The 26,970-nt window shown below is 67.9% G+C and carries 28 protein-coding genes, 1 tRNA gene and 1 pseudogene; 10 read left to right on the top strand and 20 right to left on the bottom strand.

Annotation, left to right across the window (positions count from 1 at the left end; translation table 11 throughout):
• Window positions 1-60 precede the first annotated feature (60 nt).
• The 3 genes from ACFCY7_RS29960 to ACFCY7_RS29950 all read left to right on the top strand — a co-directional run bounded on the left by ACFCY7_RS29960 (window position 61) and on the right by ACFCY7_RS29950 (window position 2,650).
• Window positions 61-636 (top strand): TerD family protein, encoded by a 576-nt coding sequence (locus ACFCY7_RS29960; RefSeq protein WP_376489185.1) that lies wholly within the window; start codon window positions 61-63, stop codon window positions 634-636.
• Window positions 637-664: 28 nt separating this feature from the next.
• Window positions 665-1,810: a DUF475 domain-containing protein gene (locus ACFCY7_RS29955; protein WP_376489184.1), complete on the top strand. Its 1,146-nt coding sequence runs from the start codon at window positions 665-667 to the stop codon at window positions 1,808-1,810.
• A 102-nt stretch (window positions 1,811-1,912) separates the two neighbouring features.
• The gene (locus tag ACFCY7_RS29950; RefSeq protein ID WP_376489183.1) at window positions 1,913-2,650 is read left to right on the top strand and encodes a Tellurium resistance; all 738 of its coding nucleotides are present in this window, start codon (window positions 1,913-1,915) and stop codon (window positions 2,648-2,650) included.
• Between the two features lie 60 nt (window positions 2,651-2,710).
• Here the strand turns inward: ACFCY7_RS29950 and ACFCY7_RS29945 are convergent, their stop codons facing one another.
• On the bottom strand, window positions 2,711-3,574 hold the full coding sequence (locus ACFCY7_RS29945) for a TerD family protein (protein WP_376489186.1): 864 nt from the start codon (window positions 3,572-3,574) through the stop codon (window positions 2,711-2,713).
• A gap of 177 nt (window positions 3,575-3,751) precedes the next feature.
• Between ACFCY7_RS29945 and ACFCY7_RS29940 the strand changes: the two genes are divergently transcribed.
• The 3 genes from ACFCY7_RS29940 to ACFCY7_RS29930 are packed head-to-tail and all read left to right on the top strand — an operon-like array spanning window position 3,752 to window position 8,358.
• The gene (locus ACFCY7_RS29940; protein WP_376489182.1) at window positions 3,752-4,972 is read left to right on the top strand and encodes an HpcH/HpaI aldolase/citrate lyase family protein; all 1,221 of its coding nucleotides are present in this window, start codon (window positions 3,752-3,754) and stop codon (window positions 4,970-4,972) included.
• Window positions 4,973-4,990: 18 nt separating this feature from the next.
• Window positions 4,991-7,528 carry a phosphoribosyltransferase gene (locus tag ACFCY7_RS29935; RefSeq protein WP_376489181.1) on the top strand — a complete coding sequence of 846 codons (2,538 nt, stop codon included), beginning with the start codon at window positions 4,991-4,993 and terminating at the stop codon, window positions 7,526-7,528.
• Window positions 7,525-8,358 (top strand): HAD family hydrolase, encoded by an 834-nt coding sequence (locus ACFCY7_RS29930; protein WP_376489180.1) that lies wholly within the window; start codon window positions 7,525-7,527, stop codon window positions 8,356-8,358. The genes ACFCY7_RS29935 and ACFCY7_RS29930 overlap by 4 nt, the downstream gene beginning before the upstream one ends.
• 281 nt (window positions 8,359-8,639) lie before the next feature.
• Here the strand turns inward: ACFCY7_RS29930 and ACFCY7_RS29925 are convergent, their stop codons facing one another.
• From ACFCY7_RS29925 to ACFCY7_RS29915, 3 genes are all read right to left on the bottom strand, one after another.
• The gene (locus ACFCY7_RS29925) at window positions 8,640-8,864 is read right to left on the bottom strand and encodes a zinc ribbon domain-containing protein (RefSeq protein ID WP_376489179.1); all 225 of its coding nucleotides are present in this window, start codon (window positions 8,862-8,864) and stop codon (window positions 8,640-8,642) included.
• Window positions 8,865-8,896: 32 nt separating this feature from the next.
• Window positions 8,897-10,252 carry a hypothetical protein gene (locus ACFCY7_RS29920; protein WP_376489178.1) on the bottom strand — a complete coding sequence of 452 codons (1,356 nt, stop codon included), beginning with the start codon at window positions 10,250-10,252 and terminating at the stop codon, window positions 8,897-8,899.
• A gap of 78 nt (window positions 10,253-10,330) precedes the next feature.
• Complete coding sequence (locus ACFCY7_RS29915) at window positions 10,331-11,059, bottom strand: DUF4097 family beta strand repeat-containing protein (RefSeq protein WP_376489177.1); 729 nt, start codon at window positions 11,057-11,059, stop codon at window positions 10,331-10,333.
• A 200-nt stretch (window positions 11,060-11,259) separates the two neighbouring features.
• On the opposite strand from ACFCY7_RS29915, the gene ACFCY7_RS29910 reads away from it, so the two are divergent.
• Window positions 11,260-11,334 (top strand) — tRNA-Val (locus ACFCY7_RS29910).
• Between the two features lie 72 nt (window positions 11,335-11,406).
• Here the strand turns inward: ACFCY7_RS29910 and ACFCY7_RS29905 are convergent.
• The 11 genes from ACFCY7_RS29905 to ACFCY7_RS29855 all read right to left on the bottom strand — a co-directional run bounded on the left by ACFCY7_RS29905 (window position 11,407) and on the right by ACFCY7_RS29855 (window position 18,542).
• Window positions 11,407-12,558 carry a tyrosine-type recombinase/integrase gene (locus ACFCY7_RS29905; protein ID WP_376489176.1) on the bottom strand — a complete coding sequence of 384 codons (1,152 nt, stop codon included), beginning with the start codon at window positions 12,556-12,558 and terminating at the stop codon, window positions 11,407-11,409.
• Entirely contained in the window at window positions 12,558-12,746 is a 189-nt protein-coding gene (locus ACFCY7_RS29900) for a helix-turn-helix domain-containing protein (RefSeq protein ID WP_376489175.1), read from the bottom strand. The genes ACFCY7_RS29905 and ACFCY7_RS29900 overlap by 1 nt, the downstream gene beginning before the upstream one ends.
• The gene (gene repSA, locus ACFCY7_RS29895; RefSeq protein WP_376489174.1) at window positions 12,743-14,137 is read right to left on the bottom strand and encodes a replication initiator protein RepSA; all 1,395 of its coding nucleotides are present in this window, start codon (window positions 14,135-14,137) and stop codon (window positions 12,743-12,745) included. The genes ACFCY7_RS29900 and repSA overlap by 4 nt, the downstream gene beginning before the upstream one ends.
• 88 nt (window positions 14,138-14,225) lie before the next feature.
• The gene (locus tag ACFCY7_RS29890) at window positions 14,226-14,564 is read right to left on the bottom strand and encodes a SpdD-like protein (RefSeq protein ID WP_376489173.1); all 339 of its coding nucleotides are present in this window, start codon (window positions 14,562-14,564) and stop codon (window positions 14,226-14,228) included.
• Between the two features lie 11 nt (window positions 14,565-14,575).
• Window positions 14,576-14,734, bottom strand: coding sequence for a hypothetical protein (locus ACFCY7_RS29885; protein WP_376489172.1), 159 nt, complete (start codon window positions 14,732-14,734; stop codon window positions 14,576-14,578).
• Window positions 14,735-14,747: 13 nt separating this feature from the next.
• Window positions 14,748-14,942 carry a mobile element transfer protein gene (locus tag ACFCY7_RS29880; RefSeq protein WP_376489171.1) on the bottom strand — a complete coding sequence of 65 codons (195 nt, stop codon included), beginning with the start codon at window positions 14,940-14,942 and terminating at the stop codon, window positions 14,748-14,750.
• Between the two features lie 3 nt (window positions 14,943-14,945).
• Window positions 14,946-15,122, bottom strand: a complete 177-nt coding sequence (locus tag ACFCY7_RS29875) for a hypothetical protein (RefSeq protein ID WP_376489170.1) — start codon at window positions 15,120-15,122, stop codon at window positions 14,946-14,948.
• 15 nt (window positions 15,123-15,137) lie between these two features.
• On the bottom strand, window positions 15,138-15,836 hold the full coding sequence (locus ACFCY7_RS29870; RefSeq protein WP_376489169.1) for a DUF2637 domain-containing protein: 699 nt from the start codon (window positions 15,834-15,836) through the stop codon (window positions 15,138-15,140).
• An 84-nt stretch (window positions 15,837-15,920) separates the two neighbouring features.
• Complete coding sequence (locus tag ACFCY7_RS29865) at window positions 15,921-17,276, bottom strand: FtsK/SpoIIIE domain-containing protein (RefSeq protein WP_376489168.1); 1,356 nt, start codon at window positions 17,274-17,276, stop codon at window positions 15,921-15,923.
• Between the two features lie 2 nt (window positions 17,277-17,278).
• Window positions 17,279-17,623 (bottom strand): hypothetical protein, encoded by a 345-nt coding sequence (locus ACFCY7_RS29860; RefSeq protein WP_376489167.1) that lies wholly within the window; start codon window positions 17,621-17,623, stop codon window positions 17,279-17,281.
• A gap of 139 nt (window positions 17,624-17,762) precedes the next feature.
• Window positions 17,763-18,542: a GntR family transcriptional regulator gene (locus tag ACFCY7_RS29855; RefSeq protein ID WP_376489166.1), complete on the bottom strand. Its 780-nt coding sequence runs from the start codon at window positions 18,540-18,542 to the stop codon at window positions 17,763-17,765.
• An 18-nt stretch (window positions 18,543-18,560) separates the two neighbouring features.
• On the opposite strand from ACFCY7_RS29855, the gene ACFCY7_RS29850 reads away from it, so the two are divergent.
• Together ACFCY7_RS29850 and ACFCY7_RS29845 are read left to right on the top strand one after the other, a co-directional pair.
• Window positions 18,561-19,028, top strand: coding sequence for an NUDIX hydrolase (locus tag ACFCY7_RS29850; protein ID WP_376489165.1), 468 nt, complete (start codon window positions 18,561-18,563; stop codon window positions 19,026-19,028).
• Window positions 19,025-19,255, top strand: a complete 231-nt coding sequence (locus tag ACFCY7_RS29845) for an e9imm peptide (RefSeq protein ID WP_376489164.1) — start codon at window positions 19,025-19,027, stop codon at window positions 19,253-19,255. The genes ACFCY7_RS29850 and ACFCY7_RS29845 overlap by 4 nt, the downstream gene beginning before the upstream one ends.
• A gap of 491 nt (window positions 19,256-19,746) precedes the next feature.
• Here ACFCY7_RS29845 and ACFCY7_RS29840 read toward each other — a convergent pair whose 3' ends face one another.
• The 5 genes and pseudogenes from ACFCY7_RS29840 to ACFCY7_RS29820 form a co-directional block, all read right to left on the bottom strand.
• Window positions 19,747-24,204, bottom strand: coding sequence for an NACHT domain-containing protein (locus ACFCY7_RS29840; protein ID WP_376489163.1), 4,458 nt, complete (start codon window positions 24,202-24,204; stop codon window positions 19,747-19,749).
• Between the two features lie 556 nt (window positions 24,205-24,760).
• Entirely contained in the window at window positions 24,761-25,468 is a 708-nt protein-coding gene (locus ACFCY7_RS29835) for a GntR family transcriptional regulator (RefSeq protein WP_376489162.1), read from the bottom strand.
• Window positions 25,465-25,689 (bottom strand): hypothetical protein, encoded by a 225-nt coding sequence (locus tag ACFCY7_RS29830; protein WP_229890473.1) that lies wholly within the window; start codon window positions 25,687-25,689, stop codon window positions 25,465-25,467. Before ACFCY7_RS29830 ends, ACFCY7_RS29835 begins: the two co-directional genes overlap by 4 nt.
• Window positions 25,686-25,865, bottom strand: coding sequence for a hypothetical protein (locus ACFCY7_RS29825; RefSeq protein ID WP_376489161.1), 180 nt, complete (start codon window positions 25,863-25,865; stop codon window positions 25,686-25,688). Before ACFCY7_RS29825 ends, ACFCY7_RS29830 begins: the two co-directional genes overlap by 4 nt.
• 203 nt (window positions 25,866-26,068) lie before the next feature.
• Window positions 26,069-26,346, bottom strand: a pseudogene (locus ACFCY7_RS29820) (hypothetical protein).
• 78 nt (window positions 26,347-26,424) lie between these two features.
• Between ACFCY7_RS29820 and ACFCY7_RS29815 the strand changes: the two are divergent.
• On the top strand, window positions 26,425-26,970 hold a 546-nt coding region (locus tag ACFCY7_RS29815), incomplete at its 3' end, for a GntR family transcriptional regulator (RefSeq protein ID WP_376489160.1).

Here is a 26,970-nt window from a genome sequence, read left to right as displayed (position 1 = left end):
GCGCCGCACCTCCCGTGCGGCGCCGGACGTGCCTCATCACCACCGGGGAGGAACCGCAACATGGGCGTCACGCTCGCCAAGGGAGGCAATGTCTCCCTCTCCAAGGCCGCACCCAACCTCACCAAGGTCCTCGTCGGACTCGGCTGGGACGCGCGCTCCACCACCGGAGCCCCCTTCGACCTCGACGCCAGCGCCCTGCTGTGCCAGGCCGGCCGGGTGCTCGGGGACGATTACTTCGTCTTCTACAACCAGCTGCGCAGCCCCGAGGGCTCCGTCGAACACACCGGCGACAACCTCACCGGCGAGGGTGACGGTGACGACGAGTCCCTGATCGTGGACCTCGACAGGGTTCCGGCGCACTGCGACAAGATCGTCTTTCCGGTGTCGATCCATGACGCCGACAACCGCGGCCAGAGCTTCGGCCAGGTCAGCAATGCTTTCATTCGCGTCGTCAACCAGCTGGACGGTCAGGAACTCGCCCGGTACGACCTCTCCGAGGACGCGTCCACCGAGACCGCGATGATCTTCGGCGAGCTCTACCGCTACAACGGCGAATGGAAGTTCCGGGCAGTGGGTCAGGGGTACGCGTCCGGGCTCCGGGGCATCGCTCTAGACTTCGGGGTCAACGTTTCGTAAAGCCATGAATTTCACGATGGGGTAGACAGTGATTCTGAAAACCTTCGGCTGGTCGTTCGCGATCACTGTGCTCGGCTTGATCGCCGCGGTGCTCTACGGGGGCTGGGAAGCCTTCGGCATCGTCGCGATCCTCTGCGTCCTCGAGATCTCGCTGTCGTTCGACAACGCGGTGGTCAACGCCGGAATCCTGCAGAAGATGAATGCCTTCTGGCAGAAGATCTTCCTCACGATCGGCGTGCTCATCGCCGTCTTCGGCATGCGGCTCGTCTTCCCCGTCCTGATCGTCGCCGTCAGCGCGAAGATCGGCCCCATCGAGGCCGTCGACCTCGCGCTGAACGACGCCGACCGCTACCAGGAACTGGTCACCGACGCGCACCCGTCCATCGCCGCGTTCGGTGGCATGTTCCTGCTGATGATCTTCCTCGACTTCATCTTCGAGGAGCGTGACATCCAGTGGCTGCGCTGGATCGAGCGCCCGCTCGCCAAGCTCGGCAAGGTCGACATGCTGTCGGTCTGCATCGCGCTCGTCGTCCTGCTCGTCAGCGCCATGACCTTCGCGACCCACGCCCACCAGCACGGCGGCACGCACGTCGACAAGGCCCAGACGGTCCTGATCTCCGGCATCGCCGGCCTCATCACGTACCTCGTCGTCGGCGGTCTCTCCGGCTACTTCGAGAACAAGCTGGAGGAGGAAGAGGAGCGCGAGCACGAGGCCGAGGAAGAGGCCAAGCGCAGCGGCAAGAAGGTTTCCGCGATCCAGCTGGCCGGCAAGGCCGCCTTCTTCATGTTCCTCTACCTGGAGGTCCTCGACGCCTCCTTCTCCTTCGACGGTGTCATCGGCGCCTTCGCCATCACCAACGACATCGTCCTGATGGCGCTCGGCCTCGGCGTCGGCGCCATGTACGTCCGTTCGCTGACGGTCTACCTGGTCCGCCAGGGCACCCTCGACGACTACGTCTACCTGGAGCACGGCGCGCACTACGCGATCGGCGCCCTCGCGATCCTCCTCCTGGTCACCATCCAGTACGAGATCCCCGAGGTCGTCACCGGCGGCCTCGGCGTCGCGCTCATCGCCTGGTCCTTCTGGTCCTCCGTGCGGCGCAACAAGGCGCTCGCGGCCGCCGAGGGCGGGCCGGGCTCCTCGGACAAGACAGAGGTGCCGTCCGGGGTGTGACACCCCCGGCGGTGAGGAACGCTTCTCTGCGGGGCGGCCGGTGCACCCGGCCGCCCCGCAGGCATGTGCGGGCAGACGAAGAACAGTGGGGGTGAAGGCGTCATGGCCTTCTGGGACAACCTTTTTCCGGGGAGGACGGCGCAGTTCGACTCGGGCAGCGCCGCTTCGAACGCGATCGACCTGACGAAACGGCGCCCGTCCGTGTCGCTCACCAAGCAGGGCGCCGCCACCGGCAACCTCCGGGTGAACCTCTCCTGGCGGATGCGGACCTCCGACATCGAGGGCCGCTCCCGGCAGAGCGGACGGCTGCTGCGGAACCCGGCGCAGCTCTTCAAGCCCGAGGTCGTCCAGGCCCACACCCAGGGCATGGTCAACGTCGACCTCGACCTGGGCTGCCTCTACGAGCTCACGGACGGCAGCAAGGGCGTGGTCCAGCCGCTCGGCGGCTTCTTCGGGGACCTGAACGCGGCCCCGTACGTGAAGCTCAGCGGGGACGACCGCTTCGGCGGCTCCTCCGGGGAGACGATCTTCGTCAATCTGGACCACCGCGACGCGATCAAGCGGCTGCTGTTCTTCGCGTACATCTACGACCAGACGCCGGCCTTCGACCGCACGCACGCCAAGGTCACGCTCTACCCGAGCAACGGACCCCGGATCGAGATCGAGCTCGACGAGCGCGCCCCGCAGGCCCGCTCCTGCGCGGTCTTCTCCATGGAGAACGTCAAGGGCGAGCTGACCGTCCGCCGCGAGGTGCGGTTCGTGTACGGCTTCCAGGCCGAACTGGACCGCCTGTACGGCTGGGGACTCCAGTGGGGGCGCGGCTACAAGACCAAGGCGTAGCCGTTGCCCACCTGGCCGCGCGCGGGTGCGCCGGCGACCGCGGGACGGTCGCCGGCGTCCTCAGGACGACCTGACGAACTGCGGGCCCATCGGCGGCATCCGGAAGTCGGGCGCCGGGTGGTGCTCGGCGGCCACGGGCTGCGGATAGCCGTAGGCGGGGGCCGGGGCGTTCGCCGGCTGTCCCCCCGGGCCCTGCGGCGGGTAGCCGTAGCCGGGCGCCCGGTCCGGCCGGGGCGGCACCGTCGGCTGCGGCGGCACGGGTGCGGGCGTGTGGACCAGGGTCAGGTCCAGGTCGGGAGAGCCGCCGGGGGAGCCCTGCGGGGCGTCAGGGGCCCCGTCCCGGGCCTCCTGGGCGGCCTCCTGCGCGGCGTCCTCGTCCACCGAGATGCCGAAGTCGGTGGCCAGGCCGATCAGGCCGGTCGGGTAGCCCTGTCCCACCGCGCGGAACTTCCAGGCGTCCCCGCGCCGGTACAGCTCGCCGCAGATGACCGCCGTCTCCTCGCCGGTCTCGGCCGTCACGTCGAAGAGGGCCAGCGGCTCGCGCTCCGGCCCGGCGGTCGCGTCGTACACCAGGATCCGCAGGTCCGAGACGGAGCGGAAGGTGCCGCCGTCCGAGGACGCCGCGATCACCACCCGGTCGACCGATCCGTCGAGGCCGGCCAGATCGGCCTCCACGGTGTCCGTCAGGCCCTCGGCGACCCGCTTCTTCGGCAGCCGCCGCACCAGGCCCGAGGGGTGGCGCGGCTGGTTGTAGAACACGAAGTCCTCGTCGGACCGCACGCGCCCGGACGGCCCGAGCAGGAGGGCCGAGGCATCCACGTCGGGGACCCCGGGGCCCGGGGTCCAGCGGAGCACGGCCCGTACGGCCGCGGTGTCGAGAGGGACGTTGGAGCCCTTCAGCATCGCGTGCGTCATGACCGCAATCCTGCCCTCCCTGCCGACCCGCGGACAACGCGGGGGCGCCACCGATACCGGGCCGAGACGACAGATGCCGACGAGTTACCTGAATTTCATGCACCGAGGGAACTACGGACACCCGCACCTACGTACTATTACCGGCCACATGTTGTCAGGGCCCAGAGGGGCAGACGGGGGACTTACATGCGTCATTTCGGGCACATCCCGTCCGCGACGCGGGCCGGGCTGTTCCACCGCGAGCCGGTCGACTTCACGTCCGACTCACCCGCGCGCACGCTCGCCGTCGCGCTCGGAGCCACGCTCTACAGCCCGGCCACCCGGCCGCGGCTCGCCGACGACGTGCGCAAGCAGGCGGCCCGTGGAGTGGTCTCCATGGTGCTCTGCCTGGAGGACTCCATCAGCGACGCCGAGGTCGAGGCGGGCGAGGCCAACCTCGTCCGGCAGTTCGCCGACCTCGCCGCGGGCACCGTGACGGACGCCGACACCGCCACGGACGCCGACACCGCCGGGAACGCCGACACCGTCACGGACGTGCCGCTGCTCTTCATCCGCGTCCGCGAACCGCGGCAGATCACCGACCTCGTCGACCGCCTCGGCGAAACGGTTCGGCTGCTGTCCGGATTCGTGCTGCCCAAGTTCACCGAGAACCGCGGCCGCGGCTTCCTCGAAGCACTCACCCAGGCCGAGCGGACCAGCGGCAGACGCCTCTTCGCCATGCCCGTCCTCGAGTCCCCCGAGCTCCTCCACCTGGAGACCCGGGCCGAGACCCTCGCCGGGATCGCCTCGATCACCGACAAGTACCGCGACCGCGTCCTCGCCCTCCGCCTCGGCGTCACCGACTTCTGCTCCGCCTACGGGCTGCGCCGCTCGCCCGACATGACCGCGTACGACGTCAAGATCGTCGCCAACGTCATCGCCGACGTCGTCAACGTCCTCGGCCGCTCCGACGGCACCGGCTTCACCGTCACCGGACCCGTCTGGGAGTACTTCCGACCCGGCGAGCGCATGTTCAAGCCACAGCTGCGCCGCAGCCCCTTCCTGGAGGGCCGCGCCGAGGACCTGCGCACCGCGCTCATCGAACACGACCTCGACGGACTCCTCCGCGAGATCGAGCTCGACCGCGCCAACGGCCTCCTCGGCAAGACCTGCATCCACCCCACCCACGTGGTGCCGGTGCACGCCCTCTCCGTGGTCAGCCACGAGGAGTGGAGCGACGCCCAGGACATCCTGCGGCCCGAACAGGGCGGCGGCGGAGTCCTCCGCTCCGCCTACACGAACAAGATGAACGAAGTGAAGCCGCACCGCGCGTGGGCCGAACGCACCCTCCAGCGCGCCGAGGTCTTCGGCGTCGCCAAGGAGGACGTCGGCTTCGTGGAGCTGCTCACCGCCGGACTTGCCGGCTGACGAAGGGACGTCGACGACGTGGTGTGGACCGGAACGTGGGTCGCGGAGCGACTGGGCGTCGAACTGATCGGCGACGAGGAGCTGCCGGCCCTGTTGGGGCTCGCACTGCGCCGCAACCCCAAGCGGGCGCACCTGCTGGTGTCCAGCGTGCTCGGCAAGCACGTGCCGCAGCGCCCCTCGGTCGTCTACGGCTCCGGCCTCGACCTCGGCCGGCGCGTCCGGGCGCTCCTCGGCGACGAGGAGGCCGCCCGCTCCGTCGTCCTCGGCTACGCGGAGACCGCCACCGCCCTCGGGCACGCCGTCGCCGACGGCCTCGGCCTCGCCCCGTACCTCCACTCCACCCGGCGGCCGGTGGCCGGGGTCGCCCGCGCGGGCGGCTTCGAGGAGTCCCACTCCCACGCCACCTCGCACCTCCTGCTCCCCGAGGACCCCAAGCTCCTCGCCGGCGATGGGCCCCTCGTCCTCGTCGACGACGAGTTCTCCACCGGCAACACCGTCCTCAACACGATCCGCGCCCTCCACGAGCGCTACCCGCGCGACCGCTACGTCGTCGTCGCCCTCGTCGACATGCGCTCCGACGCCGACCTCGGCCGCCTCGACGCCTTCGCCGCCGAGATCGGCGCCCGCGTCGACCTCGTCGCCGGCGCCGCCGGCACCGTACGCCTCCCCGAAGGCGTCCTGGAAAAGGGCCAGGCCCTCGTCGCGGCACAGGAACGCGAAGCCGGTGCTGGAGCCGTTGCCGGCGTCGGCGTCGCCACGGCCCCCGTGCCCTCCCCCGTTCCCTCCCCCCAGGAGCCCCGCGAGGCCCCCGTACGGGTCGCGCTCGACTGGCCCGAAGGGCTCCCCGACGGCGGACGGCACGGCTTCACGCCCGACCACCGGGCCGGCCTGGAGGCGGCCCTGCCGGCGATGGCGGGCCGGATCGCCGAGGCCCTGCGCCGCGACCCGGCGGCGGGGGCCCGCGTGCTCGTGCTCGGCTTCGAGGAGCTGATGTACGCGCCGCTGCGGCTCGGCACGGCCCTGGAGGAGGCGGGCCACGACGTCCGCTACTCCACCACGACCCGGTCACCCGTGCTCGCCGTCGACGACCCCGGTTACGCGATCCGCACCCGGCTCGTCTTCCCCGCCCACGACGACCCCGCCGACGGCCCCGGCGAGCGCTACGCGTACAACGTGGCCGGCGCGGGCTTCGACGCCGTCGTCGCGGTCGTCGACTCCACCGCCGACACCCCGGCCCTGCACGCCCCGGACGGCCTGCTCGCCCGGCTCGCCGCGCACATCCCGCGCGTCGTCCTCGCCGTCGTCCCCTCGTACACGCCCACGGTCCCGTCGTACGCGCCCACGGGCGCCCCGTACACGCCCACGGTCTCCGAAGCTCCCGAAAGGAGCTCCATGCTGCCCGAGCCCCTCCGCGGCCCCGCCTTCTCGTCGTACGCACCCGAGGAGGTCGGCTGGCTGCTCCAGGACCTCTCGGACGTCGAGTTGGAGGCGCCCACCGAGGAACGCGAGGAAGCCATCCAGAGCGGCGGCGCGCACTACGCCGAGTCGCTCCCCGTCGAGTACCAGCCCAGCGAGCGCTACCAGGAGCTGTTCCAGACCGCCCTGGAGAGCTCCGCCGCCCGCATCGCCCGCGCCGTCGGCACCGTCACCGAGACCGTCCTCGCGGAGCGGCCCGGCCGCCGCCCCGTCCTGGTCTCGCTGGCCCGCGCCGGCACCCCCGTCGGCGTCCTCATGCGCCGCTGGGCGCAGGCCCGCCACGACCTCGACCTCCCGCACTACGCCGTCTCCATCGTGCGCGGCCGCGGCATCGACGCCAACGCGCTCCGCTGGCTCGCCGCCCACCACGACCCGGCCGACGTCGTGTTCGTCGACGGCTGGACCGGCAAGGGTGCGATCACCCGCGAACTCGCCGACGCGCTCAAGGAGTTCGAGGCGAGCGAGGGGATCACGGGCTTCGACCCGGAGATCGCGGTCCTCGCCGACCCCGGTTCCTGCGTCCGCGTCCACGGCACCCGCGAGGACTTCCTCATCCCCTCCGCCTGCCTCAACTCCACGGTCTCCGGCCTGATATCGCGGACCGTGCTCCGCTCCGACCTCGTCGGACCGGACGACTTCCACGGCGCCAAGTTCTACCGCGAACTGGCCGGCGCCGACGTCTCCGAGGACTTCCTCGACGCCGTCGCCGCCCGCTTCGACGAGGTCGCCGAGACCGTCGACACCGACGTCAAGGAACTCCTCGCCACCGACCGCACCCCCACCTGGGAGGGCTGGGCGGCCGTCGAGCGGATCAGCGAGGAGTACGGCATCCACGACGTCAACCTCGTCAAGCCGGGCGTCGGCGAGACCACCCGGGTCCTGCTCCGCCGCGTCCCCTGGAAGATCCTCGCCAAGCGCGGCGCCGACGCCGACCTCGCCCACGTCCGCCTGCTCGCCGAGCAGCGCGGCGTACCGGTCGAGGAGGTCGACGAACTCCCGTACAGCTGCGTCGGCCTGATCCACCCCCAGTACACCAGGGGTGCGACAGGTGCCGACGGCAAGGCGGTGGTGTCCCAGTGAGCACCCCCGCGACGACGAACGGGAAGACGACGCTGGTCGCCAGCGACCTCGACCGCACCCTGATCTACTCGACCGCCGCCCTCTCCCTCGGCATGCCCGACGCCCAGGCGCCCCGGCTCCTCTGCGTCGAGGTCCACGAGTCCAAGCCGCTCTCCTACATGACCGAGGACGCGGCCGACCTCCTCGCCCGCCTCACCGGCGAGGCCGTCTTCGTCCCCACCACCACCCGGACGCGCAAGCAGTACCAGCGCATCCAACTCCCGGGCACCACACCCCGGTACGCGATCTGCGCCAACGGCGGGCACATCCTCGTCGACGGCGTCTCCGACCGCGACTGGCACGAATCCGTCCTGCGCCGGCTCGCCGACGAGTGCGCGCCGCTCTCCGAGATCCGCGCCTACCTCACCGCCACCACGGACCTGTCCTGGGTGCGCAAGCACCGGGTGGCCGAGGACCTGTTCGCCTACCTCGTCGTCGAGCGGGAACGACTCCCCGACGACTGGCTGGCGCGCTTCGGCGACTGGGCAGGGGAGCGCGGCTGGACCGTCTCCCTCCAGGGCCGCAAGGTGTACGCCGTACCCAAGCCGCTCACCAAGAGCGCCGCCGTCCGTGAGGTCGCCCGCCGCATCGGCGCCACCCTCACCCTCGCCGCCGGCGACTCCCTCCTCGACGCCGACCTCCTGCTCGCCGCGGACCGCGCCTGGCGCCCCGGCCACGGCGAACTCGCCGACAACGACTGGACCGCCCCCCACCTCGACGTCCTCGCCGAACGCGGCGTTGCCGCCGGCGAGGAGATCCTCCGCCGCTTCCGGGCAGCGGTCACCGGCTGACCCGAAGCGGATCCGGCGGCCGAAGCGGATCCGGCGGCCGAAGCGGGTCCGGCGGCCGGGGGAGGCCGGCGGCCCGGGGGAGGCCGGCTGCCCGGGCCCGAGCACTGGGAGGCGAGCCCAGGGGGCGGGGGCCAGGGGTGGGGCACCCAGGGGTGGGGGCCGGTACACGAGCCCCGGTACACGAGCCCCGGGGTCGGGGGCCTGGGACACGAGGCACCCCGGGACTGGGACACGAGGCATCCCGGGATTCGGGCCCGGGACGTGAGCCCGGGCCCGGGGGATCAGCCGCAGCAGCCCCCGCCGCAGCAGCCGCCACCGCCGCCGCCCGCGCCCTGAGCGGGGGCGGCGGTGCCGCCGCTGATGCCGCCGACGGCCACGGCCGAGAGCAGCTTCACGGTGTCGTCGTGCCCGGCGGGGCAGGCGGCGGGAGCGGAGGACTCGGCCATCGGGCGGCTGAGCTCGAAGGTGTCGCCGCACGTGCGGCAGCGGTATTCGTAACGAGGCATGGGGACAGGCTAACGGCGGGACGCGCCCGGCATCAGTGGCCCGCGCCACGGTCCTCCCGGATCAGACCCACGACGTGCGCGGCCGAGGCGCGGACGGCCTCCAGCTCGGTCAGGAAGTGCCAGTAGTCCGGGTGGCGGCCCTCCAGGGAGCCGACGGCCCGGTCGAGCCGGGCGACGGCCTCGTCGAGGGGCCGGGCATGGCGCGGATCGGGCGTGTTCCGCCCCGCCATCGCCAGCCGCTGGGCGTCCCGGACCGCGAACCGGGTGCGGTCGACGTCCGCCGTCGGGTCCTTCGCGACGGCGTCCAGACGACGCAGCCGCTCCCCGGCGGCCGAGACGGCCTCGTCGGTCGAGTCGAGCAGCGCGCGGACCGTGGACAGCAGCGAGGTCGCGTCCGGCCAGCGCTGCTCGGCCCGCGCCTTCCCGGCCTCCCCGAGCCGCTCCCCGGCCTGCCGGAGGCTCTCCGCGGCCTGCTCCGGGACGTGCTGGAGGTCCTGCCAGCAGGCCGCGGAGAAGCGTCGCCGCAGCTCGGAGAGGACCGGTTCGACCTGGCCGGCACGGGTGGTGAGCGCCTCGGTGCGGGTACGGAGGGACACCAGGCGCCGGTCGATCTCGGAGGCCCGCTCCGGCAGCCGCTCGGCCTCCGCGCGTACGGCCTCGGCGTCCCGCAGCACCCGGTCGGCGCGCTGGAGGGTCTCGGGGACGCCATGGCGCCCCGCGCCCTCGTTGAGCCGCGTCAGCTCGGGCCCGAGCTGGGCGAGCCGCAGCGCGAGGTTGTCGGCGCGCAGCCCGCTCTCCCGTACCGCGTCGAGGGCGCCGCTCGCGCCGCGCAGTGCCTGCCGGGCCCGCTCGACCGCCGGCGCGAGCCGCGCGAGCTGCGTCTCGGCCCGCCCGAGGAGCGGCGCGAGCCCCTCCTCGAACCGGTCCAACTCGCCCTTGACCCGGTCCAGCTCCTCCTTGGCGCGGTGCAGCTCGCCGCGGGCCCGGTTCGCGGTCGCCGCGTCCAGCTCGTCACGGTCGAGATCATGCGCGTCGACCGCGCCGATGTACGCGTGACTGACCTCGTCGATACGGCGCCCCAGCGCCTCGAACCCCTCGACGGCCCGACGCGCCTCCGGGGAGCTGTCCACGGCGGTGATCGTCTCGATGGAGATCCGCAGCCCGCGCTGGGCGGTGTCGAGCTCGTAGAACGCCGCCGCGGCCGCGTCCTTCGCGGCCTGCGCCTCGGCCCGCTGACTCTCCCCGCGCCCACCGAACCAGCGCCGCGTCCCCCCGCCGGCGAAGGCCTGCGGCAGCAGCGCCCCGGCCAGCAGCGGCAGCGCGAGAGCCAGCCGGAACGTGGACGTCTTCCTGGGCGTCGCGCTGTCCCTCGTATCGCTCGCCGCCACGTACCTCTCCCGTGCTGTGTCCGCCGTGCCCGGTCCGGGTTCATTCTCCCACCCGGTAAGGACGAACACACGGGCCGGTCAGTTCACCGTTCGCACCACGACATCGCCGTTGTCCGTGCGCACGCTCACGACGTGTCCGCTTCCGTCCCGCCGCGGCACGTCGAACCGGACGTCCCCGTTGTCACTGCCGCCCGCGACCTCGTACTCGCCCCTCGGCACCGACACGCTCACGTCCCCGTTGTCCGTGACGACGTCGACCTTGCGCGGTACGGCCCCCAGCGTGATCTTCACGTCCCCGTTGTCGGACCGGGCGACCAGCTCGGGCGCGGTGACCGCGTCCTCGACCACCACGTCCCCGTTCCCGCTCCCCAGGTCGAGCGCCCCGCCGCTCCTCCGCACCCGCACCTCCCCGTTGTCCGACCGCACCTTCAACGGCGTGTCGAACCCCTCCGCCGTCACGTCCCCGTTGTCGTCCTCCACCGTCACCGCGACCCCCCGCGGCACCTGGATCCGATGCACCGCCCCACAGCTGGCCGCCACCCCGTCGCACTCCACCCGCAACGTCAGCCGCCCGTCCACCAACTTCCAGCTCGCCTCAGGCCCCGACCCCATGAACACCCACCCGTCCACCTGCCTCTCCACCCTCACCCCCGTCACATCCGCCGCCGTGATCACCAGCTCCGAGTCATCCGAATCCACCGTCAACGCCTCCCCCGCGAACTCGAACACCCTCCTCTCCACCGGCGCCCCCTCCACATCCCTCGCCCCACACCCCCCGACCGCCACCACCGCCACCAACGCCCCCACACCCGCCACCCAAACCCGCACCCCACGCCCCACGACCCCGCCCTTCCCCTCCACCCGACCAACCCTCCCCCGACCGTACGAGCCCCCCACCCCTCCACCCCATCCAGCCACCCCCCACCCCCACCCTGGTGCCACCCCCACCCCCCACACCGGTTTGCCCCACCCACCCCCGCCCCATGTACCCTGTGACTTCCTCACCCGGGTGCGTAGCTCAGGGGTAGAGCGCTGCTCTTACAAAGCAGATGTCGGCGGTTCGAAACCGTCCGCGCCCACCAGTGCAAAGGCCCCTCGCCGATCATGGCGAGGGGCCTTTGACATCTATTTCTGACATCAACGGGAGCGGTCGATCACGACCGGGGACGGCTCCTGAGCAGCCGATCCATGTGACTCACGGCTTCGCGCTGCGTGTCCTGGACGACGTGGGTGTACACGTTCATCGTGACGGCGATCTGGCTGTGCCCGAGGATCTCCATCACGACGCGGGGCGGGACGCCGGCGGCGGTGAGGAGCGTCGCCGTGCCGTGGCGGGCGTCGTGGAGCCGGACGACACGAAGGTCGGCGTTCTTTGCGACGCGGGTGAACGAGCGGTAGAGGTTGCGCGGCTCGATGGGCTGCCCGGTGCGGGTGGTGAAGACGTACCCGGTGTCCGTCCACTTCTCCCCGGCGCGCTCGCGGGCAGCGGCCTGCTTGAGACGCTGCCACCGTAGGGGAGCGACGCAGATCGCGGGGAGCGGGAGCGTCTGCTTGCGCCGGCGGCCCTTGGGGTCGTCCTCGTACACCTCCCCGGCGACCCGTTGGCGCTGCGTCCTGACCCGGATCTCCCGCTTGTCGAGGTCGACGTTCTCCCAGCGAAGACCGACGACCTCACCGCGGCGGAAGCCGAGCGCTATGGCGAGCACGAAGGCGGCGTAGAGCGGGTCCTTCCGGGCGGCGGCGAGGAAGTCGAGGGTCTCGTCCAAGGACCAGGGGGAGAGTTCCCGCGCGGTGACGGTGGGAGGCTCGACGAGCGTCGCGACGTTCCGGGTGACCAGCTCCTCACGGCAGGCCGCGGTGAGGGCGGTGCGCAGAACGCGGTGCGACTCCTTGGCCGTGGCGGCACTTGTCTTCTTCTCCACCTGAACGAGGAAGCGTCGCACGTCGGCGACACTGAGGGATTCCAGCCGCTTGGAGCCGATCAGCGGGACGAGGTAGAGCCGGACGTGCACCTCGTACTTGGCGGCGGTGGTCTTTTTACGGCGAGGCTTGACGATGTTGTCGAGCCAGTACGGGAGCCACTCGGCGAGCTTCATCGAGCGGGTCGGGACGGGCACGCCGTTGTCGACCTTGTCGAGGAGCGCGCGGCGCTTGGTGTCGCACTCGGCCCAGGTCTTGCCGTAGGCGAACTTTCGGGCGCGTGTGCCGTCGGGCTGGAGGACGTAGACGGCGGCCTGGAAACGGCCGTCCTTCCGCTGGGTGATGGTGCCGGCCCCGTTGGGGTTGCGCTTGCGCTGGGTGGCCATCAGGCGGCCTCCTCGATCTGGTTGTCGATGAAGTCCCGGACGGCGTCGGCGGGAACGCGGCGCGATCGGCCGATGGTGATGGAGAGCAGGCGGCGGGAACGGATGAGGTCGTAGACGGTGGAGCGGCCGAGCTTGAGGCGCGTCATGACCTCGGGCACGGTCAGTAGCTCGGCGGTGGCGGTGGTCATGCTGCGGCTCCTTCCAGTGCGAGTTGGTCGCGCAGGGCTTCGCGGGCGGTCTCGCGGTTGAGCTGGATGTCTCGGGCGATGGAGGCGGCGAGGGCGGCTTCACCGGGGGAGTGGCCCTGACCGGCGTAGGCCCAGGAGGCGAGGACGAGGACGGTGTCCGGCTGGATGTCGTCGAGGCCGCGGGCGGTGCGTTCCTGGGCGGCGCGGTAGTCGGCGCGGGTCTGGCGAAGGTTGCCCAGGGTGGTGGAGTACTGCCGGGACTTGGTGGAGAAGTGGCCCCGGAAGCCGAGCATGTGGGCCCAGGCGAGGAGGCGGCGGTCGGGGTAGAACGGGTCCAGGTCGAAGCAGGCTTCGACGAGGCGGCGGGTGTGCTCGGGGATGGCGAGGAGGACGAGGGCCTCACGGTTGCCGATACGGCGGTCGAGGCTTCCAGTGGTCTCGGCAGCCTTGGTCGAGTACTTGGCGATGTAGGAAGCGACGGCCTGTTCGGTGATGTCGGAGCCGTCGCCGAAGGCTCGGACGGGCCGGATGTCGAGCTGAGTGCCCCAGCGGAGGCGGCGTAACGGCTGATCGCCGGCGGCGGGGACGGTGATGGTCGTGTACGCGTGGGCAGCGGCAGCCTGGATGGCTCGGGTGAGGAGTTCGGTCGTGGCCCAGGACGGGGGAGGGGTGTCGGGCCCGTCGGGTCCGTCGAGGCGGATCACGGCGTGGAAGTGGACGGCGCCGCGCTTCTGGAACTCGGCCACCTTCCCGTAGGAGAGCCGGGCGACCTCCTTCAACTCCCGCTGGGAGAGCCCGGCAGCGGCGGCGATCTCACGGCGGAGTCGGGTGGCGAACCTCTGCCAGAGCTGTCCGGCGTAGTTGTTGAACAGCACGGCGCCGGCGTAGTCGTACGCGTCGGGATCGAGGGGCGTGCCCAGCTCGGCAGCGTCCTCAGAGTGACGGGTGCCGCAGCGGCAGGGCCGGGTGCCGGGCCGGTTGTGGACCGGCCCGAACGACGGCGCCGTGAGGGTCAGGAACACACGGGGGTGATCGCGGACGGCGGCCGGGATGTCGCGGCGGTCGTCTCCGGCGAGGCCGGCGCGGATGAGGTGGTAGGTGTCACCGGCATAGGTCCAGGCGCAGGCGGGGCAGCGGGAGGCACGGCGGTTGCCGCAGGCGATCCGGAGGCGCGCGTCAGGCTCGGCGTCGGTGGAGTAGCGGTGCAGGGTCTCGCCGGTGGTCTTGTTCCGGGTAAGGGTCCAGCCCTGGAGGTGGATGGGCTGGGAGCAGCCACCGGTGCGGTGAATCTGTTCCTTCCAGCGGTCGAAGCCGGGGGAGGCGGCCACCCGGAGCATGTCGCTCAGGGTGGCCGGGTCCAGGCCCGGTACGTGGTTGTGGTCGGTCATCATGAGCAGGCGCCTTCTGGTTCTCTGGACTGGACAGGGGCGGGGCTCCCGGGCGGCGGAGACTTGGCGGTTGAGCCGCCCGGGAGCCCGACTAGCGGCGCTTGTGCTGACCGTTGAGGAGCGAGCGCAGGACGACGGCGCAGACGGCGACCGAGGCGGCGCTGACGGCGATGGCGAGGAGCATCGAGACCAGGACCGTGCCGATGATCAGGACGAGTCCGGCGCTCCCGGCGACGACGGTGACGAGGCCGGTCGGGGTGAGACGGACGGCCGGGACCTGGACGCGGGGCGCGGCCGGGACGGGCGCGGGGGTGTGGTCGTGGTGGTTGCAGGCCACCGGCTCGATGTCGGTCGCGGGGGTGGTGGGCTGGACGAGCGGGGTGACGATGCCGGTCGGGAGCGGGTTGACCGGGATACGGGGGCGGAGCACGGCGGTTCTCCCTACTTGTTGATCGTGTTGTCGATGAGTGGGGCGAGGACGCTGTCGGCGAGGAGGTAGCCGCCGAGGAGGATCACGGCGACGAGCCACCAGGGCGGGCGGATGAGCTTGATGCCGAGGCCGCCGACGACGACCAGGGCGAGCCAGAGCGGGACGTCCATGGGCGTGCTCCGTTCAGTCGGTGATGCGGCAGCGGTGGGTGCGGGCGGCGAGCTGGGCGGCGGAGGAGCTGGAGTAGTCGGCGGACCAGCCGCAGCGGTCGGACGTGCACACGGCGGCGTACTTGGTGCGGCCGTGGCGGTCGCGGTGGGTGCCGATCTGTACGGGGCCGATCCGCATGACGGAGTGGAAGTGGTCGCGGGCGGACATGGCTCAGACCTCCCGGGTGAAGTCGTCGGCGTGGTCGTTGAGCCACTGGCGGATCTCGGCCGACTCGTACTCGTCGGCGGCGAGAATCACGGGCTCGGCGGTGGCCATGGCTTCCCCCAGGCGGTTGTTCCGGGTCAGTTCGGCGGCGCGTTCCAAGGCGTGTCGGGTCGAGTCACGCATGGTCTGACCTCCTTCTCAGGTGAGCTGGGCGGCGATGGCGTCGGCCATCGGGGGCGGGACGCCGAGGCGGGCGCGGAGGGTGTCGGCGTCGATCGGGTAGCCGGTGCGTGCGCGGTAGTCGTCGGCGACCTTCCGGGCGTGAGCGACGAGGGCCGGCGGTACGGCTACGGGTACGGGATCCGGCTCGGGCAGCGGGACCGGCTCAGGTTCGGCAACTGGAAGAGCCGGTGTGAGGGCGGTCCTTGTCTCGGTGGTGTCGTCTAGCTCGATCACGGCTTCCACAGCCAGGGGCTCATCGGAGTCCGCGACGGGCTCCGCATGCTCGACGGCGGCCGGGTGTCCGGAAGGGGTGTGGGCGAGGAGCGTGCCGCCAAGGAAAGCGAGGGCGGGCCATCCGGCGACGAGGATGCGGAGCCAGTCCGGCACGTGGCCGAGGTCGAGGAGTCCGGCGGTGGCGACGTTCGCACCGAGGGACGCGGTCAGGGCGACGGTGAACCAGGTCCATGCGGAGCGGGCCGAGTCACCGGCGGCCCGGAGGATGCGTAGACGGCGCCAGGCGGCGACAAGGAGAAGGTCGACGGAGACGGGGTAGGCCCACGCCTTCCATCCGGTCTGGCCAGCCGCTTCGGCGAGGTCGTGCAGGTGGGCGAAGGACAGGGCACCGGCGATCACGGCCTGTACGAGAACGGCGTCCGGTCGCAGGGTCGAGCGCATCGCAGGGGCCTCCTTCCGGATTTGGGCATGGGAGGGGTAGGGCCATGGCGTGAGTCGGTCACGCCGGCTGTGGGACTGGGGAGGTCAGGCGGTCGCGGGAGCCGTACCGACGGCGGGCGCCGGGGTCTTGGCGAGGGGCGGCAGGATGGGCCGGAAGGCGTCCAGCGCGGGGATCTCCGGGGTGCGCTGGGCGTGCGCATTGCAAGTGTTCACGGCCCGTCGCAGGGTGAGTTGCGGGGTGCGGATGCGGACCCAGCCGCCGGAGGAGTCGCCGACAACGGCGGTGCCGGGTCGGTCGGTGGGGATCTGGATGGTGGCGAGGACGGCGTCCGGGGAGATGTCGCCGAAGGCCATGTTGGCGCTGGTCTCGTCGTTGACGCGGTGGGCGGTGCGGCCGGTGAGCTGGGCGCGGAGCATCGTGATGCCCTTGCCGAGTTCGGAGCCGAAGCGCTGTCCGCAGATCTCCAGGTAGATGCCGGCGGCGCGCCCGAGCTGAGAGAGACGGACCAGGGAGGTGATGATCCGGTCTCGGCGCTTCTCCTCATCCTTCGTGGCGAACAGGGCGAGTTCAGCAACCTCATCGACGAGCAGGACGATCGGAGTCGGACGAAGGTGGTCGGGGAGGTCCCAGATATCGGCGGTGATCTCCGCGTCCGGGGTATCCGCGCTCAGTCTCTGCTCGCGCCGGATGAGCTGGTAGACGTCGGCCATGTGCTCGACGAGCGCGTCGAGGAGTTCGGCAGCGGTGTCGGGGTTGTCGGCCAGGGCCGTGAACCGGCGGGCGAGCGGGGCGAGTTCAACCCCCTGCTTGCAGTCGATCCCAACCAGGGCCACATCGAGCGCGGCAAGGCCGGCGACGAGATTGCGCTGATAGACGGACTTGCCCGACTGGGTGGCGCCGACGTTCAGCGCGTGCGGGATCTGGCGGTAGTCGCGGTAGTAGACCTCTCCGTCCTCCCGCATGGCGACCGGCACCCGCATCACGCCACCACTAGGCAGGGCAGGCATCTGCACCCGCTTGAGGACGTCGTAACCGGTCATCCGCAGCTCAACGACACCAGAGCGGATCTCCCGGGCGGTGACGTTCTGCATGACGAACGAGTGCCGCAGCCGGTCCGACGCGGCCGAGAAATCGAAGGCGTCCTGACCGGGACGGAGCTTCACCCGCAGGACCAGCCCGGTCCGTGTCGGCCGCAGCCGCAGAATCCGAGGGGCCCGCGGATCCGGAACGAGCCGACCGCTCATCCGGGCCAGTGCCAGGCGCCAGCGCGAGGGCGGAACGGTCAGCCCACACGCGTCCATGATGGAGGCGTATCGGACGAGGACCCGCACGATGGCGAAGAGGATGCCGAAGGTCATCCAGTACCAGGCCGGACGCCGCCACCGCAGAAGCAGAGCGACCGAGGCGACCAGCGCGAGGGTGACCGTTAACGCGGTCATGGTCAGGCCGCCTTCGCGGCGACGAGTGAGGTGACGGCGACCGCGCGGAAGCTGATGCCGTGACGCTTCTGACCGTTGAACTCGTTCTCCCACGGCCGGGCGACGACACCGGTCAGCGCGACGGGGGTACCCATCGCCAGCTCTCCGGAGATGCCGGTCTGGGGAACGGTCAGGTTCAGGATCTCGGCGTTGCCGTCCATCACGAACATGACGTCGACCGTCATCAGCGTCGCGCCGGTCTCGCGATCGGTGGCAACCTCACCGGTCTGCCGGTTCGCGATCTTCGGGGCCGGGGGCTGGGCCACCATCACCATCGCCGTGGAGGTGTCGACGGGGATCTGACGCACAGTGAATCACTCCTCTAAAGGTGCTGGACTCTGCCACTCATGTATAGGAGTGACATGAAGAAGAGTGCCCGACTCCTGTACATGAGTCAACCCGCCGCGAAGAGGAAACCGCAGCGGGTTGTGGGAAGTTGAGCGAGTGTCAGTCGGCGGCGGGGATCCGGTACTGGAAGACGAACTGGTCAGCGGCCATGAGGGTGTCGCAGACCTCCACGACCCGACCCCTCTTGGTCACCGCGTCCCGCACCAGCTGAATCACAGGGGCGCCAGGGCTCAGAGCCAACTCGGACGCCTCCGCCTTCGCGGCCGGCCGCGCCTGGAGCGTCTCGACGAACTCGGCGAAGGTGTGGCCGTGGTCTTCGAGCCGGGCGTAGATGCCACCAGGACCAGGGTTCTCGGCGAACAGCTCGGGGATGTCCTTCACGACGTCCCAAGGAAGGTACGACGAGGCCGTCTCGACAGGAGTCCCGTTCCGGAAGTACAGACGCCGCCGCGCAAGCACCTGCGTACCCGCGTCGACACCGAGCCGCTCGGCGATGTCCGCAGGCGCTTCCATCGGCCCGATGTAGAGGACGCTCACCTTCGCGGTGGCACCGGACTGCTCGGACTCGGCGAGGTAGGCAGCCTTACCGCCCCGCCGATGCGAGGCACGGAACCGATCCGAGGAGCGGAGCCGCACAGGAGGCCGATCCTTCACGATCGAGCCCTTACCGTGCCGAGTGTCCACGAGCCCACTTGCCCGTACCTCGACCATGGCCTTCCGGATCGTGCCCCCGGCGACGCCGTAGCGCTCAGCGAGCTCCGACTCACTTGGCACCATGTCGCCGGCCTTGAGGACGCCCGCCCGGATCTGCTGGACGATCTCGTCCGCGATCTGCACGTACCGAGGTACCGCCCTGCCGCCTCCTACTGGAGTTCCCACAGTCCTACCCACTCTCCTATGCTCCTGTACATGAGTAACAGTGCCCGCGAAGCCCAGTCAACGCCACTGCACTCCGTGTCGGTGGCGGGAGCAGTGGTCCGCGACGACGGGCGCCTCCTCGCGATCCGCCGAGCGGACAACGGAACGTGGGAACTCCCGGGCGGAGTCCTTGAACTCACCGAGGTCCCCGAGGTCGGCGTCGCCCGCGAGGTCCTGGAGGAGACGGGCATCCACGTCGAGGTGGACGAGCTGACCGGCGTCTACAAGAACACGACGCGAGGCATCGTCGCCCTGGTCTTCCGCTGCAAGCCCTCGGGCGGCGCCGAGCGCACTTCGGAAGAGTCGACCGCGGTTGACTGGCTCACTCCGGCAGAGATCGAGGAACGGATGTCCGAGGTCTACGCAATCCGGCTCCTGGACGCGGTCGACGGGAACGGCCCCCACGTCCGCAGCCACGACGGCCGCCACTTGATCAAGCAGCAGTGAGTGCGCAGCCCTCAGCGAAGCTGAGCCGCGAAGAAGCGATCCCTCTTGTCCAGCGCCTTATGAACGCAGAGGCGTCCGACGAAGAGTCCTCGGAGATCCTGGAAGCACTGCAGCGAGGCTTGGAGTGCCCGCACATCAGTGACTACATCTACTGGGGCCCCGATCCGGAAGCGACGGCGACGACGGTCGTCGACAGGGCAATGGCCTACAAGCCGATCGCCCTCTGAGAGCCCAAGCGCCCCAGCGCGATAAGACTTTCTCTACTTCATCAAGGCACCCGCCGCGCACAGCGCGGCGCGCGCGGCCCGTCGCCCGGGCCTGCGCTCCTGTCTGACGCCCCGCTCCAGCCCGGGCGCCGTCCGCACGCCTGGCAGCTTGGGTTGATGGGTGGCGAACCTCGACGCGGCCGAGCCGGTGCGCGAGTGCGGCTCAGGGAAGTGCCTCCGGCGGGGGCGCTCAAACTCCGGGATGGAGGGGGCTCCGTGGGCGGGTGCCGGCCACGGGGTGTTGAGGTGGGGACTCCCATCCCGTCTGCCGTCGACCCAGGCAGAGCCGAGCAGACACGGCACCGGGCGTCCAGGTCGTTCGTCCAGTTGGGCGCTCCACCTGGACGCCCGGCACCGCGCCTGCTCCACGGTGTGTGGGTCGACGGCAGACGGGATGGGAAATGCGACGGTGGAGGGGCGCGGAGAACCCGATCGCGAATGGATAAAAGATCCTATCGTTCTGTATCCAGGACGAGTTGCGAAACGCCAAAAGCCCCAATGAGGAGCAATTCATCCAGCACATCAAGAAGCTTCCCTCTAGAGCCGACACTGGGTGACTGCGCGTAGGCTCGAATAATGATCTCGCCGAGATACTTAGCGCTGGCGGCCGCACCTGTTCGGATATCTGCTGCGGCAGGCCCATTCTCTGCGAGGAATCGATCAGCGCACTCGAAAACTAGATCATCGACTCGGTCAGGCGCATCGCGAAGTGTGATAAGAAGCTGAGTCGTAGCCTCGGGGAAAGTCCGAGAGGAAATCAGATCCTTAATCGGTTTCTGAAGAGGTCGAAGGCGCCTTCCTCGAATAGCAGAAGGGAAGCTGGCTGCTGCCTCCTGGACGATCGGGTCCACGTCGTTGATGAAACTAGTGAAAGCGGCGCGTACTAGCGAGGGCTCCCGTACATCAGCCAATTGAGAAGCACACACGGAAGCAGCTCCTTTTCTGGCGTGACTGTCATTTCCCGCGAGAACATCTCCCAGTAGTTCACCACATTCCCAATGGACTGCTGCATGGGTGGAAAACTGACCTCCTACCTCTCGCACCTCAGGTTCAGCGGAGGAGAGCATTCGGACGATGACGGGTTGAACCAGATTAAAGTCATCTTGTCCGATAGCGATCAATAGGCCGACGAATGGGCGCGTAGCAAGCAATCCGTCTTCGCATTTGATCAGTTCCGCAAATGCTTGCAGGGACCTCTCGCGGGCATGGCGCAGCGAGGCATGAAGCAGATGGGCGACGCAAGAACGGATAGTTATGGCGGGGTCGGACGCCAGAGGTTTCAGTATCGGCGCTACAAGTGCAGTCAGTGAGCCGTCGACGTCGAACCGAAGGATGTCTCCGAGCACTTCGATGGAACTACCGCGAGCGGAATTGAAACCGGACGTCCAGATACTTTCACCAAGAGTTGGACCTCGATCCGACTTCTCAAAAATGAGGCGTTCGTCGGCCTGATTCGGAGGAGCTGCCGCGATGCCAATCAAAATCTCAACGAGGTCAACTGGCACTTGGCGCAAGTGTCGGCGTAGCCCATATCCCAGCCACCGATCGGTAGCTGGATTTCCAAGTTTGGAAATATGCCGTATGGCTGAAAAAATGGCGCTCGGGTCCGCCAGTGGGGCAGCTTCGGCAAATCCCATCAGGACGGCTTCGCTGTACGCAGGATTAATGGAGGAAGTAAGTCTCTGCGCGAGGCCGGCAAAGCGAGCGGGATCTTGTTTAGCTTGTTCCTTTAGGACACTCGCCAGCTCATGGGCACCCCCTGTGAAGTTGGTCCAGTTCCTGCGATCCCCGGAGTGTTTATTCATTGCACTCAGCCACTGGTCATCGCTCATATGCAGCGCAGCGCTAGGTGCGATTGGAGAGCCGATAAAGCCACCCGTGATGCCTTGAGGCTGATCTGGCTCCTCGGCTCCATGGCGGCGGCGCAATTCACCGAGGCGCCGACGTCCGTCTGAGGAGAGTTGGCCATCGGGGAATGCTGACAGCAACGTAAACTGGTGCCATCGCGACGATGTGCCATCTTCCCAAGGGAAACGGACGTCAAGAATGACTCGCTCCAACGCCGCCAAGACATCACCAGGAAGGAACTCGCAAATGGCGCAGATCAGCTCGCGTGTGCGCCAAACGGCACTATTTCGCGGGTAACCGCAAATGAGCCTTTCAGTCCCCTCTAGCAGCAAATCGGCGGCCCAACGAGCGTGAGTATTGCCCGCTTTAATGAGCCCACCGTATAGCAACCATTGAGCCGTCTCGTGAACGTCGCTTGCTAGAGATTGAAGGATAGGCGTAGAAGTCTCAGGATCATTCTGGACCTTGCGAACTGCGAGGGCAGTTGCTTCGAGTAGCGAATCCTCCAACTCCTCGTGGCCGCCTCCCGGCAAGCGATTTGAGAAGTGTCGGTCCAGGCGAGGCCATCCTTGGCGATCAGGTTCCTCTGTCGCGGACATAACCTTCAGTAGGTATGGAAGGATGAGCTCGCAAAACTTCTCAGGAGCACTTTCGGCGCTAGATATAACGATCTGGTTGAGTTGATAGTCTCTTCGGGTGAGTTCCGCAACCTTTCCCGAGTCGTCTAGAGCAAGCGCGTTAGGACGCTCGGATAGGTGGGCAAATAGAAGTTCGATTGCCCAGTCAGGGCGGTGACTCGATATCTCATTCGCCACTATCCACAGGAAATCTGCGTTTTGACTGGAGTAACTGCCACTCCGTACTGAATCAAGTAGGAGGTCAAAAAGTCTTCGGCTCTCATGCACAGGCGCAGCATTCGCCACCTGGAGCAACCATGACGGGTAGCCTGGAGCGTCCTTCAAACTCGACAAGAGATCGGCGATTCGGTCAGTGTGTTCGATCGCGCCACCCGTCATCACTTCGAGAGCAAGAGATCTCTCAGCGTCAGTTCCATCGAGCCATTGCTCAACTACTCCCTCGCTGTCGATGCGACTGAACCAAGGAGCCGTTCTGAGTGATCGGCAAAGTCTTTCGCTGAAGGCTAGGTTCTCCTGCAGAGTGCTTTCAACAGCTTCCCATTCAGCCACAGAGGGGTCCTGTAGGGATGGGATCAGCGAGAGCACCACATCTTTAATGTGGAAACGGACTTCGTTGTTGGCGAGAAGAGATCTGATTTCTGTTGCGAATCGGGCGTTATCGGTTTCTCGCAAGTGAGTCAAGACTTGCCTGACTTGGGCCCTCCGGAAAAGCTCTTGTTCGCTGCCTAGTAGAAACTCGACAAGAGTTTGGTCGCGTGCGACCCAGACACGAGCGAATGCGTAGTCAAAAAAACTCTCATGGAAGAATGCGACCTTGTGGCCATCTCGGACAAGCACATTCTCCGATACGAGAATTCCAGCATCAAGTGTCAAATCTTCCGCGTCCAGGACTGTCGCTGGTACGGATAGCTGCTGGCGCGAACTCATGGATTCGGCAATCGTTGAGACAACCTTGTGGAACCGGACCGCGCTTCTTCGCTGAGAGCAGTCCATCAACTTCCGTTGCCAGTATCCGTCAAAAAGTTGCTTCGTGGATTTGAACCTCAAAGCCTCAGGGTCATTGGTGACGTGGCTGAGCAACACCAAGTTCAAGGGCGTCCGGAGTAGATTCCTCTGGCGAGAATCCAATTCGGAGACGGAGAGTCCCAATGACTCGACAGCAGATTCGACCTGAGCTTCGGAGAGGGGATTGACCTCGACGTGTGTACATCTTTGACCATCAACCAACTCGCGAATTCGGTAGTCGTTTTCGACATCGAATTTCCGACAGGCGAGAACTACATGCATGCCGGGGAAAGCTTCAGCTTCCCTCGCTAGATTTGCAACAGCGTCGAAGCTTCGCGGCATCCTGCCCGAGACTAGACTCACTGCGTCAACTTGGTCGATTAGCAGAACGCATTTCTTGTTTCCAGCAGCTGAGGCCAATGCGGCAACGGGTGACATCTCAAAGCCCAGCGCCTTGCCGAGATCGGTTGTAGTGGAGAAATGGTCGAGCCTATCAAGGCGAAAAGCCAGCGCCGGCAGGTTGGAGGTCTGAATGTTGCAGTAGAACTGGTGCAGGACGGCACTCTTCCCACCGCCAGCCGCTCCCATTAGTAGCGTTAGCTGGCGGGGACCGTCAGCTGCATCCGTGAGGCTTCGCGCCTCATCGCGTGCAATGGCGGGGGTGAGGAGTTCCCGCTCCACGCTTGCTGCCCAACTGTCGCTGGTCTCGCGAATCTTTTGAAATAGGCTCGTCGAGCGATTCCTCGAAGCTCGGTAAAGGCCGTATCGTTCGAGGCGATCTTCAATGGCCGCCTGGTTCAGCTTTACACCCAAGTTGTGGAGAACCATGTCCCCCAGGCCAGCGGCCGCTAGGTGTCCGGAGGCCCCCTCAAGGTAGGAGGCAGAAAGTGCTGCATTGGTCCTGATTAGTTCTCTTTCGTCATGCCAAGAGATGTGAAATCCTTGCAGTACTTCCCATGCCTTTTGAGGAGATCCGAAAATTTCGGATTTGGCAAGCTGATTGAAAACGTCTCGGAGTTCTTCCGAAGTGAGCCACTGATCTACAAAGGACTTGAGGTCTTGAGATCGTTGCGCGCGATCGGCTATCTCTTGCAGAGGCTTAGCTGGCAATATCGAAACGAAGTGAAACTTGCGACCTGCCTCGATGTGGTGTCGTGCGTCGTGCCAGATTCCTCTTTCTTGGAGGCTGGACACGCTCCATGAATTAATATTGCGATTTTGTCTCTTAAGTTGATGAACTTCTTCGATTTCGCCATTGTGAAAAGTGAACTCAGAGCCTCTCTCTAGCTCTGGATCGGCGTCCTCAACTGTTATGGACTGACCCTGACCGCTGAGGATCCAAAGTAGATGCCTAACCACCCAAGCGCCCTCGTACCGGTTGCCGAACTTGTCGGTCTCGCCGCCTGTTCGAGGGCTCATGAGCGTCTCCTAGCCTGCCTGGGCCACCCTGGTCTGCAACGACCTTACTGCTGTGGGCCACCAGCGTCTTCCGTTCGTCGCAACAGAGCTCAGGGTGATCTCTGGCAGTACATGGATGGTCGACGGTGAGCGACTACTTCGCGTTGGCGCGGTGCGTCAGGAGCTTCGGGGCCTCAGCTCCGAAAGTCTCGCTGCTCAGGGCTCAGGGTTGGCTGGTCCCAAGGGGGGATGATCGGCGGGCGCCGAGGCAGGCAGCATCACAGTGGTGCTGGGTTCGCAGGTGGCTGCCGACGTCGGCGACTCTCGACAACGCGCAGGGTGTTGCGCAAGGAGTGCGTGAGGTCTATTGCCAGGGCTCGAAGTTCCTCTGGGGACACCTCCTTGTTTCTGAGCACCTCGGATGCGGCGGCCAAGGTTTCCACCGCAACAGAGAGTTGAGTGTCTTCGATGCTGTCCGCGATCCGTGACAGGAGGCTGTTGTTATCGTCGGTACTAAGGAAGCACGGCTTGCCGTCGGGATCCGTCCATGGGAGAAGCCGTAGTTCGTCGTGGGGCGTCATCTGCCTGCTTCCCTCATCTCAGCTTGGGCACGTGTGGTGAAAACTGCGTCGGTACTGCCGGCGGGGAGCGCAAAAAGGGCTACCGCGTTTGCTCGACCTGTGGCATCGGTGGCCACGCTCGTGATCGCGAGTACGGGCTGAGTGAGCATGAGTCGGAGGGCTTTTGCTTCTTCGGGAGTGGGGAGGCGGGCGGTGACCGTCTCTTGGGTTCCTGTCCAGCCCGTGTTCCGCCAATCCGACCAGGAGAACGCCCCAGAGGGCCCGGCCGGGGCGAGGTCACGAGGGACATAGATGCGGGCCACGCTTCGAGGGGTCTCGCCCTCGTAGGTGGTGCAGTGGAACTCGGTCAGGGGGGTGTTGAGCGGGACTTTCAGGAGGGTTCTGAGGTGGCCGCGGGCTCGGAGGTTGGTCGCGCGGATGGTGGTCTGGAGGTCGGGGGTGGACGGTAAGCCGGCGCCGCCCGTGTAGGTGATGCGGCGGAGTGGAGCGCGGACGAAGTTGCCCTTGCCGTGAGTTTTCTCGATGAGTCCTTCGGCCTGGAGGAGGGCGAGAGCCTGGCGGATGGTCGGGGTGCTGACCTTGTAGTGGGTGGCCAGCTTGGGTTCCGAGAGGAGACGGTCTCCGGGCTTGAGGTGGCCAGCGGTGATCTGGGTGCGGAGGTCTTCGGCGATGGTGTCGCGGAGGGTCGGCACGGTCTTGGTCACCACCTTTTCTGGACTCGGAGGGCGACCAGGCGCGTGCGGGGGTGCATGGTCAGTTGCTCGCCCGTTTCGAAGAGGAGGCGCTTGGCACCGAGGGGGAGTTGGCGGAGGTCGGCTACGCGGCAGGGCTGGCCGCCGATCTGGATGACGTCGCCTCGCTGCACGTTGATCGAGGTGATCTCGATGGGGGCGACCACGGCGCCGGTCGGGCTCCAGGGCTTCATGCCGTTGCCTCCGGGTGGGGCGAGGCGGTCGCCAGCGTGTGGCAGGGGCAGGCGCACGCCTCGTAGATCACCGGGATACCGACCGGGGCCGTTGCCGGGGAGGAGTGGGCGCACTCGTTGTGGGTGCCGATCTGGCAGCGGGACGAGCGGTACGGGGTGGGCTTCGTGTGGGGCATCAGGCCGCCTCCGCCGGCGTGGGGTGGAGGTGCTCGGCGGTGAGGGCGTACCGGCTGGCGAGGGGTGTGCTCGCGCAGGGGGCGATAGTCCGTCCCAGAGGGGTCGTGCGGCGTAAGGGCTTGTGAGGGTGGGCGGTTCGGTCGTGCTGCGGTCTGGTCGGGTGGAGTGCGCGGCGGATACGGTTGCGCATGCTGATCAGCTCCTATCGCTGATGGCCTGGTCCCCGGACGTCGCGTGTCGCGGGGACCGCTTGTTTACGGCGGCCCAGAGGGTTCGGCCGCCCAGGCTGGTGGCGAGGAGACCGAAGCGGTCTGCCTGTGCCACAACTTCCAGGACCTCCTGCCATGTCTCGGCAGGGAGGGTTTCCGGTACCTCCGCTTCGATCGACGTGTGTCTGGTGTGGGCCAGCACGCGTGTGGTGAGTCCGAGGGTCAACAGCCGGGCAGCGAGGGCCTCCGCGCTTACTTCTGGAGCAGGCACAGGGCAGCCTCCGTCACCGGCGATCACATTGAGTGAAGCTAGTTAACTAGATTAGAGCTAGTGGACTAGATTTTCCATATGCCTGAGCAGCCGCCATACCTCCGCATCGCCGACGAACTGCGGCGGCGGATCGCGGAGCACGAGTGGAGTCCTGGAGACCGGCTGCCCTCGCGGGCCCAGATCGGCCAGGAGTGCGGGGTGGGGGAGAACGTTGTTCGCCGGGCCCAGGAGCTGTTGATCTCCCAGGGGGTGTTGGAGGGGCGAGCCGGGTCCGGGACCTATGTGGCTGAGCCCCGGCAGCGGGTGCGGATGGTGCGGTCCGCGGCGCGCGAGCAGCCCGACGGGTCGCCGTTCCGGGCCGACATGAAGGCCGTGGGACGGAATGGCGGCTGGGAGAGCCGGACCGATGCGAAGGTGCCCGCGCCGGCCGAGATCGCTGCGCGGCTCGGGATCGGTGAGGCCGAACTGTGCGTCCGGACTGTGTACGAGTTCCTCGCCGACGGGCGGCCCGTGCAGTTGTCGACGAGCTGGGAGCCGTACGACCTCACTGGCGGGACCCTCGTCGTCCTTCCTGAGGGTGGGCCGCACGCTGGCGCCGGTGTCGTGAACCGGATGGCCGAGATC

The sequence above is a fragment of the Streptomyces sp. NPDC056361 genome (genome assembly GCF_042262805.1).
In the GTDB taxonomy this organism is placed as follows: Bacteria; Actinomycetota; Actinomycetes; order Streptomycetales; family Streptomycetaceae; genus Streptomyces.
Note: the sequence above shows the minus strand (reverse complement) of the source record. Positions and strands in the feature narration are given on the sequence as shown.